8 protein-coding genes and 1 CRISPR repeat array are annotated in these 13,078 nt (G+C 34.5%); all 8 genes read left to right on the forward strand.

What is annotated here, in order from left to right; genetic code table 11:
• Window positions 1-379 precede the first annotated feature (379 nt).
• Entirely contained in the window at window positions 380-1,345 is a 966-nt protein-coding gene (gene cas1f / locus ACINWC743_RS06435) for a type I-F CRISPR-associated endonuclease Cas1f (RefSeq protein ID WP_009584826.1), read from the forward strand.
• Window positions 1,342-4,284 (forward strand): CRISPR-associated endonuclease Cas3'', encoded by a 2,943-nt coding sequence (locus ACINWC743_RS06440; RefSeq protein ID WP_009584814.1) that lies wholly within the window; start codon window positions 1,342-1,344, stop codon window positions 4,282-4,284. The genes cas1f and ACINWC743_RS06440 overlap by 4 nt, the downstream gene beginning before the upstream one ends.
• Window positions 4,285-4,297: 13 nt before the next feature.
• A complete protein-coding gene (cas7fv, locus tag ACINWC743_RS06445; RefSeq protein WP_009584821.1) occupies window positions 4,298-5,269 on the forward strand; it encodes a type I-Fv CRISPR-associated protein Cas7fv in 972 nt (323 codons plus the stop codon).
• 8 nt (window positions 5,270-5,277) lie between these two features.
• Window positions 5,278-6,288 (forward strand): type I-Fv CRISPR-associated protein Cas5fv, encoded by a 1,011-nt coding sequence (gene cas5fv, locus ACINWC743_RS06450; protein WP_035300509.1) that lies wholly within the window; start codon window positions 5,278-5,280, stop codon window positions 6,286-6,288.
• 12 nt (window positions 6,289-6,300) lie between these two features.
• Window positions 6,301-6,912: a type I-F CRISPR-associated endoribonuclease Cas6/Csy4 gene (gene cas6f / locus ACINWC743_RS06455; protein ID WP_009584811.1), complete on the forward strand. Its 612-nt coding sequence runs from the start codon at window positions 6,301-6,303 to the stop codon at window positions 6,910-6,912.
• A gap of 131 nt (window positions 6,913-7,043) precedes the next feature.
• A CRISPR array of direct repeats spans window positions 7,044-8,514; the repeat unit is 28 nt; unit sequence GTTCATTACCGCATAGGTAGCTTAGAAA.
• A 486-nt stretch (window positions 8,515-9,000) separates the two neighbouring features.
• On the forward strand, window positions 9,001-11,058 hold the full coding sequence (locus ACINWC743_RS06460) for a TonB-dependent receptor domain-containing protein (protein WP_009584808.1): 2,058 nt from the start codon (window positions 9,001-9,003) through the stop codon (window positions 11,056-11,058).
• Window positions 11,059-11,218: 160 nt separating this feature from the next.
• Window positions 11,219-12,013, forward strand: coding sequence for a helix-turn-helix transcriptional regulator (locus tag ACINWC743_RS06465; protein WP_009584813.1), 795 nt, complete (start codon window positions 11,219-11,221; stop codon window positions 12,011-12,013).
• A gap of 82 nt (window positions 12,014-12,095) precedes the next feature.
• On the forward strand, window positions 12,096-12,935 hold the full coding sequence (locus ACINWC743_RS06470; protein WP_035300498.1) for a sterol desaturase family protein: 840 nt from the start codon (window positions 12,096-12,098) through the stop codon (window positions 12,933-12,935).
• Window positions 12,936-13,078 lie beyond the last annotated feature (143 nt).

Raw genomic sequence — 13,078 nt, forward strand, 5'->3', positions numbered from 1 at the left:
GCTTAAACTGGAGCAGTTTATGGAATATCCAAGCCAATGCCGAAGTTGCATTTCCAATAGGAAGCACACCTGAACAACTCAAGGATCGAGATAATCAACAGTATTGGTTGAGTATCAGAAAAACTTTTTAATGGGGAGAGAGCAGGAGGCGAAAGTCTCCTGCTCTCGTATTTAATGATCAACTTTAAAGTGATCTCAAATATGATTGGAAGTTGCATAAAATAATCATGTTAAAGATAAGACTTTGAATATATTGTTTAAATGGATGAAGTATCCATACGACAAGCAATGACGTTTAAAAAGTTTTATACGTTTACTTTGAACGTGAAGTGACTAATATTGGTCATTCAGATTAAAGATATAAAAACTAGAGTAAAAAATGGAACAACTTAATCCATCAGATTTAAAAGCGATTCTCCATTCAAAAAGAGCGAATTTGTATTACTTAGAATATTGTCGAGTGATGCAAAAAGATGGACGAGTTCTGTATCTCACTGAAGCTAAAAATGAAAATCAATATTGGAATATTCCAATTGCGAATACGACGGTTATGTTATTGGGAACGGGTACATCTATCACACAGGCTGCTATGCGTATGTTATGTAGTGCTGGAGTATTGGTTGGCTTTTGTGGCGGAGGCGGTACACCATTATTTTCAGGAAGCGAAGTTGAATGGCTGACGCCTCAAAGTGAATATCGACCAACGGAATACATGCAAGGATGGATGAGTTTTTGGTTTGATGACAAGAAACGTCTTGAGGTGGCAAAGCAATTTCAATTTGCGCGTATTGAGTTTATTCGCAAAATTTGGGCGAAAGATAGAGATTTACATGCAGAAGGTTTTTATTTAGATGATTTAGATATTCAACAAGCATTGAATAGCTTTGAAAAGAAAATTCCCAATATCTCTAAGGTTGGAGACTTGCTTCTTGCGGAGGCTCAAACGACCAAGCAACTTTATAAAATTGCAGCGACTCGTTGCAAAATGAAGTTTGAACGTAACCCTGAACAAGGTGACTTAGCCAATGATTTTTTAAATCATGGTAATTATTTGGCTTATGGATTAAGTGCTACAACACTTTGGGTATTAGGAATCAGCCATTCTTTTGCGGTCATGCATGGTAAAACCAGACGTGGTGCATTGGTGTTCGATGTTGCAGATTTGATTAAAGATGCTGTTGTTTTACCGTGGGCTTTTATTTGTGCCAAAGAAGGTATGACTGAGCAGGAGTTTAGACAACAACTTCTACAGAAATTTACGGAATATAAGTGTTTAGATCAGATGTTTGAACAGGTCAAATTACAAGCATGTAAGACTTTTGATAACGGTGAGTCAGCGCAATGATCGTAACCTTTATTTCCCAATGCGAAAAGAAAGCCATTCATCGAACTCGCCGTGTTTTGGATGCCTTTGCTAATCGAATTGGTGATAACACTTGGCAAACGGTGATTACTGAAGATGGTTTGTTGGCAGTTAAGCGTATGCTTTTAAAAACAGTAAGTAAAAGTACAGCTGTGGCTTGTCATCGAATTGCGACACGGAGATACACGGAATTGGTTTGGGTTGTAGGGAATAAGAACAAATTTAATAAAGATGGAGTTGTTCCAGTGAATACTACACAAAAAGATGTTTTTATGGATGTAATGACGATGAAGCCAAAAAAAGATGAGTTCTATGCCAACACTCATTTACAACCACTCGCTGAGCATTTGTTTGCTGTGGGGTATATAGCACATCAATTATTTAAAAGAGTGGTGGGAAACGATGAACATGTAAATCTAGAGAAAGTTGCTTTTTTAGCTGGCTGTTTACATGATTTAGGGAAATTAGACCCACTATTTCAAGATTGGGTTAAAAAAGGTAAGCAAAAAAATCCACAGGAAGATGGTCAACATATTGATGTTAAATTTACTTTTGATAAACATCCAAGACATAATGAAATTTCATTAATGCTCTTTAATATTTTTGAAAATCAGTGTAATACTTTAAATAGATCGCAAAAAATTGCTTTACAACATGTAATTTATTGGCATCATGCAAAACCATATAGAAAAGAAGAAAATTTTATAGGGGTTTTTAATGCATATGAATACTTGAATAAGAACGTATCACAAGAACAATTTGAAGAGATCGTGAAAGAAGTTTTAAAGCTATTAAATCGGATTCACGCTCTTTCACAGCACTATTCAGATAAAAGTCAAAATATTCAAATCGACCTACCTTGGGGGATTGAAAGTATAAATGATTTAGTTGAGGATTTTTCTTATAATTTCAAAAATACAGTTTTCCCAGAATTTAAAGATTATAAAGTAACAGACGAGTTTCCAGCACTTAGACAAAAAATTAATATTAATGCGCAACACAATTTATTAAGAGCATGTGTGATTAGTGCAGATCGTTTGATTTCAAGTTTAACGGCAGTAGAATTATGTGAGCGTATTCAGGAACACCGCTTAGATGAATTATTGGATAATCAAGAGAGTCTTTCAAGTTTAGTTTCCCATATTGAAAATGCATTAAGTCGATTTCCAAAGAGTGCGCGAACAAAAAAGCAATCTGAAGTTGCGGAACAATTAGCTGATCTAAGTGATATTGCTGTTTTATCAGGTGCAGCAGGTTGTGGCAAAACTAAAATTGCATTGGAATGGGCAAAATACAAAAATGCAAAAAAAATATTTTGGGTTTGTCCTCGTGTTCAGGTCTGTCAAGGAATTTTCGAGGAACTCATCAGCACTTATTTACCAGATGCCAATATAGAGATATTTACAGGTGAATTTAAATTTACTAATTCTTGGGATAAACCAACTAAAGAAAAAAATTATTTTTCAGGAGATGTTGTTGTTACTACTATTGACCAAATATTAGGCTCAGTTACTACGCATACCAATGTAAATGGTTTAATACCTTTTGTTGATGCTCATGTAATTTTTGATGAATATCATGAATATATTGATATGGAAATTTTTAACTTACTATTTGCAGAATTGGTTTTTGTTAAAAAAATGCGAAAAAACTATGATAAGAGATTATTATTAGTTTCAGCTACTCCTCATTATAGTTTTTTAAAAGAAATATTAAATTTGGATGCTAATGAAGATGTGGTGGAAATGCCTTCATTTAATCAAAGTTTATATGAAATTCAATTTATTGATTATGATGAAACAATATCTGAAAAGAACCCTTTTTATCAGGCTTATGATAACAAAACGTTTATTATCAGTAATACTGCAAAAACCGCACAGCTAGGATTTTTATATAAAAAAGATCAAGAAAAAAGTATTCTTTTTCATTCTAAATATAAAAGAAGTGATAAGAAAAAATGGTTTAATGAAGTCTATGAATCATTTAAAAAAGATGGTTCAAATCAGTATGATATTTTACGGAGTGGTCCAATTGTTCAAGCATCATTAAATATTAGTTGTGATCATATGTTGGTCGAAATGAGTAGCCCTGAAAATATTTTGCAACGTTTGGGTAGATTAGATCGATTCGGTCAAAATTCACAAATCAATACTTTAAATATTGCGGTTACTGACCATATTAAACAAGGTAAGCAAGTAGGATCATCTGCAAAATTCCTTGCAAGACTTCACGGGTTACAGTCAGCAAAAGCTTGGTATTTGTATCTGAATGAATATCTTGGAAATAAGCCATTTAAGTTAGCTGAAATTTATAAAATATATAAAGATTTTTATAATTCTGTACATGTAAAAAAAGAAATTCAGCAAGATTTAAAAGCAGCACTAAAAAGTAGTATTATGTTACTGAATGCAAAAGTAACTGAACCTGTTAAGGTTTTAAAAGTTAAATCTGATGATAAAAAAATAAAAATCAGCAAGAACTCTTTACGGGGTGATAATCGATTTGTACAAATGGCGGTACTAGATGTAAATAATTATAAAAACCCAATTTTTAAGAATGAATATGCATATCAACTGCCTGTGATTGAAACAGAGGAATTTGATAATTTAACTGAATCAACATCTTTGATTAAAGATTTGGGATTACTAAACTTTATTGCTCAAAAGCATGGGAATATTGATCCAACGCATCCAGTTAAAGGGATACCAGAAAAGAAAATGACATTTAGAAATATGGTATTAGAGAATTATGCGCGAGACGCTGAATATCCGTTATATTTGAGTTATATTGAAGATGATCTAAATAAAGTCGGTGGTGCTGGTATTCGACATAGTGAAGCAATTTATTATGCTGTATGTGATCAGCAACCTATTGGGGCAATTTCAATCCAATTAATTAAAGAGTTAAATAACGTAAACTAAAGAGGACTTAATAATGTCAAAAGTTACAGGTATAAAAAGTGTAGATTTTAAAATTACAGCTTATGGTTATGGAGTTGTCAACTGGAATGGTCCAACTACATTACAAAGTGAGGGGCGTATTGTAGACAATCATACATTACCAAAACTTCGTGGTTATTCAAATTTAACTGGTAAAGAAAGTGATAAAGGGTATAAGTTAAAAAAAGACCCTTCAGAACTTAATTTTAAAGAAACACCGCTTTATATAAGCCAAAACTGTATTCGTCACCATCTTTTCCGAGATCAAGCTTTTGATTTACATTATGCAAAAGATAAAAATTTAGTCGATGTTCTGACATCTATTACAGGTTTAATTCGAGGTTATGTAGTGCCATCTAGCCAATGTAAACGAACTAGTCCACTTTTACTTGAGGATTTTGTTGATCATTTGGGTAATGGTAATTTTGAACAAATGGGACGTTCTGGCTCTAAAGAAAAAGAACTTAATAAAAAAGGAGAAGAATCGAGTAATTCATTTTTTTCAAAAACAACTTTTGGTGATACTGAATATACAGCTTACGGTTCAATTAGTATTGAGCAATTAGAATTTATCTCTCTAGATAAAAAATTTGATCGTGCAGCAATGATTGTAAAAGATGGTGAAGGTGAAGAAATTGCTCAAGCAGTGCAAAAATTTATTCAATCACTAGATCCTAGTCGAGATCCAAAAGCAGTTTTTCATCAAAATTATGTACGTAATGGCACAATTTTTGAAGAAGGTGAGGCAGGAGTCCTACTAGACAATACCGCAATTGACATTTTAGTTAAAGAAACATTAACAATGATCAAAGAGCTTAGTATTAAGCAAGCTAAAGGATACATGTACGTTGATGAAATTGAAGTTGACTATAACGATAGCAATAAAATGATGCGTATTAAACGCAGTCCAGAACAGGCAAGCCTACAGCCAAATTCTGAATACGCAGTTTATTTTTATGCGAAATAGAGATGAATATGAAAATTATTATTGAATATGAATCCTCTTGGCGAAATTCGTTTTTAGATGGTTCAAATAATGAAAAGTTGCCCACAGGTGGGCGTAACTTTATCGGTTCTATGACTACTTTAAAGAAAGATGGGAATTTCATTCAGCGTAGTGTAACTAAAGATACTGTTATGGGGGTTTTAAATCGCTTGATTGGCGACCAAGCAAAACTTTATCAAGCACGACAACGATCAAATTACTATTTTGCTGATATTGAAGAAGTATTAAAAGATAACGATATTATAGATAAACCATTAATTACCAATGAGATGGTTTACATCCGTAATGTTACTGGGAGTACAGATCAAAATTCATTTACTGGTCTTATTAAAGCAAATGATCCAGCATTTAAGTCTCCATTTTCGTTAAGTCTTTGGGGGGTATTATGGTTAAGTTTAGAAGAAGTTATTGAATTTATCTTGGATAATTCTTTTTCTGTGAGTTTGCAGAAGTGTTTAGATCCAATTGTGGTCTGTGATCAAATTGAATTTTTAAGTTCAGAAAAACCGATTGAAGTAGATGGCAAAGTTCAAAGTGCTTTAGATGTTTTGTCAAAAGTCTTTCCTGATATTCAATATTTAACAGCAAAAAATCAGTTACCTTTAGTTAGTTTATATACTTCTGCTCTATATTTACAGATTGATCGTCTTAAAGATAAATTTGATTTTTCAGCCACTTTAACCAAAAGTGGTGGTTTAAGTGGTATATCAAAAAGAGGTTTTACTAAAAAAGACTTTATGGATCGTTACACAACAGGAAATAAAAAGTTAATTTGGGGTAATCCTTATTTAAGAAAAGAAAAGAAAAAAGGGGAAGGAGAGGTATCTTCAATTCTAACGAAAGCAAGTGGACAATTAGAAATACATCTTGATATTTCTAAAGAGCGTGCACGAGATATAAAGGAAAAAATTGAAAATGCTGGAGTTTCCACATTTTATCTTGGTAAAAAAGGTTTGGCTTATGTCAGAGATATACGATAGATAGGGGGAGTAGTGAAATATTATATAGAAATAACCCTTATTGAAAGCATTGATTTTTCATGGTTTGAAGTTTGGTCAAAACTTTATACCCAACTCCATATTGCTTTTGCTGAACAGATCGATACACGAGGAAAGATAATTTTTGGTATATCTTTTCCTCAATATCGTATTCATCAGCAAAAAAACATAGGATTTTTGGGTTCAAAAGTGCGAGTTTTTGCTCCTTCTGAATCTGAATTACAAAAGCTCAATTTATCAAAGTGGCTAGAAAGATTGGTAGACTATGTTCATATCACTCAACCACGAGAAGTTCCAAAAACAAAAATCACTGGATATGCCCATTATTTCCGAATTAATCCAAAAATGACTTTGGAGGAACGTATTGCTCATCAGGCTCAACGACGAAGCATTTCTTTTGATGAAGCTCAACAACATTTTAAGCAATATAGTGAACAACCTGAAATTGTTCCCTATGTCAGTTTAAAAAGTTTAAGTACTAAACGTGAACAAAATATAGATCGATATTATCGGTTATATATTGGGAAATCTGTTGCTGAAGAAGCAAATGATGGAAAATTTGGAACATATGGTCTCAGTAGAACAGCAACAGTCCCCGAATTTTAACCCAATATTTTTCCACTCTTTAACAACTTAATAAAATCAATAAGTTATAACAGTAAGTAAAAACTTGGGTCATTTGATGATTTTTAGGTTTAACTTACTGTTATCACTTTATTTTTTAATCTAAAATTATAGTTCATTACCGCATAGGTAGCTTAGAAAAGAAGTTACGTTCTTTTTCACGCTGTGATTCTTGTTCATTACCGCATAGGTAGCTTAGAAATTACTTTTTACGCAATTTATGGACTAGTGCAAGTTCATTACCGCATAGGTAGCTTAGAAAATTTGTTGCTTGGTTATTGCGAGTTGCTCAAGGTTCATTACCGCATAGGTAGCTTAGAAAGATATCATGACTTTTTTTAAAAAAATCTTGCGGTTCATTACCGCATAGGTAGCTTAGAAAGATTTGACATGCTGTTCCCCTGAATTTAAAAAGTTCATTACCGCATAGGTAGCTTAGAAATTGAGGGTCATTCTATGAAAGCTCTTGATCATGTTCATTACCGCATAGGTAGCTTAGAAATTAAAAATTTGATAAGAGAAAAAAGACAGTGTGTTCATTACCGCATAGGTAGCTTAGAAAAGTCTCTACATTTAACAAACGTCAATTAAAACGTTCATTACCGCATAGGTAGCTTAGAAAAGACTTAGAAAAATCGGGGGTGGCTGTCTTAGGTTCATTACCGCATAGGTAGCTTAGAAATTGTAGCTCCAAAACTGTTCGTTTCATGACAAGTTCATTACCGCATAGGTAGCTTAGAAATTTATAAAGTGATTTTGGTTCTGCTGGCTGATGTTCATTACCGCATAGGTAGCTTAGAAAAACCCAAGTAAGTGCAGAAGGACCAAGTTTTACGTTCATTACCGCATAGGTAGCTTAGAAAATTCAACGATCAACAAAAGTTGCATGGATTCGGTTCATTACCGCATAGGTAGCTTAGAAATGAATGTAATATGTATACATGTTCAAAGCAGGGTTCATTACCGCATAGGTAGCTTAGAAAATTTTCTGGTCGGGAAAACGGCATTTTAATAAGTTCATTACCGCATAGGTAGCTTAGAAAAATCTAATCAGAATTTGATTCAAGAATGAAACGTTCATTACCGCATAGGTAGCTTAGAAATTTCTCAAATCTTGTTCTGCTCTGCTCAATCGGTTCATTACCGCATAGGTAGCTTAGAAATTCATCCGTGCATATGTCTGAGGGGCTTCACCGTTCATTACCGCATAGGTAGCTTAGAAAAACACCTAAATCTATTTGCTCTGGGTCTAATTGTTCATTACCGCATAGGTAGCTTAGAAAAAAACTTGCAGTTGCACATCTGCTTTAGCCGCGTTCATTACCGCATAGGTAGCTTAGAAAAATAATATGACTGAGTAATTGAAGCGGATATGGTTCATTACCGCATAGGTAGCTTAGAAATTGTTATAATAATAAGCAACGCAAAAGCCCATGTTCATTACCGCATAGGTAGCTTAGAAAATTTTCAAAATTTAATGTCGCCGTTTTGGTCGGTTCATTACCGCATAGGTAGCTTAGAAATTGTACAGCTTGTGATTCATCACTATTTCCACGTTCATTACCGCATAGGTAGCTTAGAAAAGTATGATTTTGAACACCTTGTTCTGATAATTGCTCACTGCCGTATAGGCAGCTTAGGAATATACGTCATGATATTGAGCAAATATTACTCAGTTCACTACCGCATAGGTAGCTTAGCAATTGCAAAAGCAGCTTTGGCTAGTGCAATGGAAGTTCACTGCCACATAGGCAGCTTAGAAAATATTATTTTTAGGGGAATAACAATGAATGAAGTTCACTACCGTATAGGTAGCTTAAAAAACTACGAGCTGATAAGGGGATAGACATATCACGTTCACTACCGTATAAATCCCTTAAAAATATAAACGCCTTAACATCTTAGCTAAATTTAGGAAAGTACAAACATATGGAATAATTTTTACAGTAAATAAAATATGATAATTTAAATGATAATTATTTGCATTATTAATTGCATTTGAATATTTGGTAAAATACAATGTGCAACAATTCTTACACAATCCCTCCGTAATTTGAGTTGCGTATTAACATGAATAAACAATTAATACTTCAAGCACTATCTCTCTCCATACTCTCAGCAATGTCAATTTCAACATATGCAAACGAGACTTCAGAAGACTCTTCCAAGCTTAAAACGATCGTCGTTACAGCAAGTAGTCAGGCGGTCGATGTTAAAGAAGCACCAGCCAGTATTAGTGTGATTACCAGTGAAGATATAGAAAAACAACCGGTGGGTAGTCTTGGCGAGTTATTAAGTAAAGTACCTGGGGTTACTGGTGGAATTAGTCCTACCAAAGAAGGCTCTAAAATTAAACTACGCGGTTTACCTGACAATTACACACTGATTCTCGTGGATGGTAAACGTATCGGTTCTTCCCGTGATGTCAGTTATCGTCCAGATTTAGGACGTCAGGATTTAAACTGGATAACTCCAGATATGATTGAAAGAATTGAAGTTGTACGAGGACCAATGTCTTCATTGTATGGATCAGATGCAATGGGTGGTGTCATTAATATCATCACCAAAAAAATCCCAAGTGTTTGGGGTGGCAATGTCACACTAAATTATACTCAACCTACAACGTCTTCAGATTTAGGTACGACTTTACAAACAGGCGTGATGGCCGCTGGTCCATTGACGGATACACTGGGGTTACGACTAACCGCAGGAATGACTGAAAGAGAAGCAGATAAAAAATATAAAGCGGGTGATGGTACAACAGGTTCTAAAGATCAAAACTATAATGCAATGTTGCACTACCAACCAACAGACAAACAGTCATTCAGTTTTGAAGCAGGGCATAGCATTCAAAAGAATGAGAAAGGTTCGCAAATTAATCAAACTACGGGAGCTGAACAAACCACAAGTTGGGGTGCTGCAGAATTAGAACACAATACATTCAGCATTTCGCATCAGGGTGACTGGGCGATTGGTCAATCTAAATTAAGTGCCTATTACAATGATTATGATTCGAGTGTAGGTGAACTTACGACTAAATCAAACGAAATGATTGTTGAAGGTAGTTTAACCATGCCATTTGAAGCGGTGTTTAAGCAGGCTTTAACTGTTGGGGGGCAATGGAAACGACAAGAATTAACCAATTCAGATACCATAGGAACATTACCGGGTGGAAGTTGGGATGGTAAAAGCTACACGGATCCAAAAGTAGAAAATAAGAACTGGGCATTATTTTTTGAAGATAATATTTCACTGCTAGACAATTTGACTTTCACTGTCGGTAACCGTTTAGATCATGATGATAAATATGGAACTCATCATAGTCCACGTGGATATTTAGTTTATAGTCCAACTGACGACCTTGTTATTAAAGGCGGCGTAGCAAAAGGTTTCCGTGCACCTACAGTAAAAGAGTCTTCCCCAGGTGCTGCAACTCAATCAGGTGGAAATGGTTGTAATGGTCTGAGAGGTAAAACATGGTATGATAGCAAGAATAATCCACATGTTTATACAGGTGGTAGTTGTTTTATGACAGGTAATCCAAATCTTAAGCCTGAGGAAAGTACAAACTATGAGATTGGTGTGAACTATACGGGCTTTGGAACAGACTTGGGGTTGACATTCTTCCATACAGATTTTAAAAATAAAATTACTTATTTGCCATTAGGCTATGAAAACGGGACTTGGTTTACGCGTAATGAAAACATACAAAGCGCAGTAACACGTGGTATCGAGATGGTGGCAAATTTTCCAATTCTTGATAATTTAAAATGGAATAATAATGCCACCTATTTCTTAAAAGCAAAAAATGAAGACACAGGTGCAACCCTAATCAATACATCAAAATTAACAATAAACTCAGCATTGAATTGGCAAGCATCAGATCCACTGAATGTTGAATTGTCTGCACAATATTTAGGTAAGCAATATTTAAGTGATAAGACAGTAAAGCCGACAATGCAAAAACCACACACCATTGTAAATTTAGCCAGTAATTATAGCGTAAATGATAAATTAACGCTTCGTGGCGGTTTTACTAACTTATTAGATAAGAAGTTATCGAATGGTTCAGACGTTTATTTGGTTGAGCGTCAAAAAATATTTGTGGGTGCAACCTATAAGTTCTAGTCGACACATCGAATTGTGAAGCTGAGTACACTCTTTCTAGAAATGAATTAATAAAACCACCCACCGGTGGTTGTTAAAAAGGTGCTTAAAAGGGATGAATAAGTAGTCAAAATGCTATTGTATAAATTTAAATGATCAATTTAATAAGGCGATAACTTTTGTGAAAAAAAGTGACGTATCTTCTAAATACTGGCTGGGAAAAATCTCAATTGGCTATGGCATTGGGTATTTTGAAGGGAATGTTGGCGATAACGATTTACATCGACACCATGCACACCAATTAAGTTTTGCAAAAAATGCAGGAGAATGTATTCAGGTCAGTGGTGAGGAACAATGCATATTTAGCAGTGGAGTATATATTACAGCAAATACATTGCATCATTTAAAGTCAGGAACATATTGTTCAATTTATATTGATCAAACACATTTTCTTGCATCGGTTATCCATCAATACTTACAACCCATCTCCACAATGACCGTATTACCTGAAGATTTGGTGATTGTACTTCGTAAATATTTTATCCAGCAGCGTCATCACGACAAAGCTTTTCAAATGCTGTTAAATTACTGTGGAATTAATCATTTTAAACAACCCACGATACGAGAACAGCATCTTTCAAATTTTCTTAGTTCGAGTAAACAGCAAGACTTAACCCTTAAACAAATCGCTGAACAATTTAATCTCTCAGAAAGTCGTTTTAGTCACTGGTTTAGTGAAAGCTTTGGTATTTCTTATAGAAGTTATCGTAAATGGTTGAGGCTGTTAAAAACCTTTCAATCAATTGATTCTCAAACTAATTTAACTGAAATATCCCATCACTCTCATTTTTCTGATCAAGCTCACTTTAGTAGAACGTGCAAACAGATGTTTGGTATTCAGCCTTCACTGTTAAAATTCATTCCATCGATCGAACAGATTCCGATGTGGCAACCATCTGATCCTATACTTGAATAGTAATCTAGCTGTTTCATTCAATTCTTTTCTCTTTCTAATCTACATACTGAAATGACATTTTAAACGGAAAAGGAGTGATGAATTGAATACCTTGTTAAAGATGTCATTCAGGTATTTATTTTACCCAGTTTGGATGGCTTTGACTGTTTGGGTCATGTTTTTGATTCTATCGGGGCAGATTACATATTGGTCAAGTTCGATCTTATTTATTGTGCTGAGTGGTTTGATGATTGCTTTGGCTGAATATCATTCGCCCTATCAACCGAATTGGTTAGAGTCACATCAAGATGGATTGACCGATATTTTGCATGCCATTTTTAATTTAATTTTGATTGTTTCTGTATCTAAAATAATTGAAATATTGGACATATTTAGATTTTTCCCACGTCTCTGGCCAGAGCAATGGTCATGGTTTTGGCAACTTATGCTCGTGGCTTTGGTGATCGACTTTGGATTGTGGTTGATGCATCGTTTCAGTCATCGTTATAAGTTTCTATGGAAATTACATGCAATTCACCATCATTCTAGTCGGCTATACTGGTTGAATGCTGAAAAAAGGCATCCATTGAGTGCCTTAATACTTGCAGGACCAAGCCTTATGATTCTTGCAATCTTAGGTGCTCCAAGTATATTGATTGGCTGTTGGATGATGTACATGGCGGTACACTTATTTTTTCAACATGCCAATGTGGACTATCGAGTCGGCGCTTTAAAATATATTTTTGCTGTTGCTGAAGTACATCGTATTCATCACAAACATGGGCATGGTCGGAAAAATTTTGGTGAGGTGTTCATTTTCTGGGATATTATTTTTGGAAGCTTCTATTATGAAAAGCAAAAGATTAAACCAGACCAAGTAGGTGTACGTAGCCCAATTCCAAATGAATATTTGGCGCAATTAAAATGGCCATTTCAAAAGTAGTCAGACAGATGTCTAGTCTAGAGCAAATTAAACTCATTGTATTTCTGGTAGTCAAATTTAGTACTGACTAAAAGGACTGTTAATTTATAAGCATAAAGTGGTCATCACGACCACTTTATCGTTTTATTTTTAAAGCTCAAACA

Source organism: Acinetobacter sp. WC-743, assembly GCF_000335555.1.
GTDB lineage: Bacteria > Pseudomonadota > Gammaproteobacteria > Pseudomonadales > Moraxellaceae > Acinetobacter > Acinetobacter bereziniae.

Coding starts and splice junctions, on each gene's coding strand:
- ACINWC743_RS06460 (WP_009584808.1), top strand. CDS start 9,001: ATGAATAAACAATTAATACTTCAAGCACTATCTCTCTCCATACTCTCA.
- ACINWC743_RS06440 (WP_009584814.1), top strand. CDS start 1,342: ATGATCGTAACCTTTATTTCCCAATGCGAAAAGAAAGCCATTCATCGA.
- cas5fv (WP_035300509.1), top strand. CDS start 5,278: ATGAAAATTATTATTGAATATGAATCCTCTTGGCGAAATTCGTTTTTA.
- cas1f (WP_009584826.1), top strand. CDS start 380: ATGGAACAACTTAATCCATCAGATTTAAAAGCGATTCTCCATTCAAAA.
- cas7fv (WP_009584821.1), top strand. CDS start 4,298: ATGTCAAAAGTTACAGGTATAAAAAGTGTAGATTTTAAAATTACAGCT.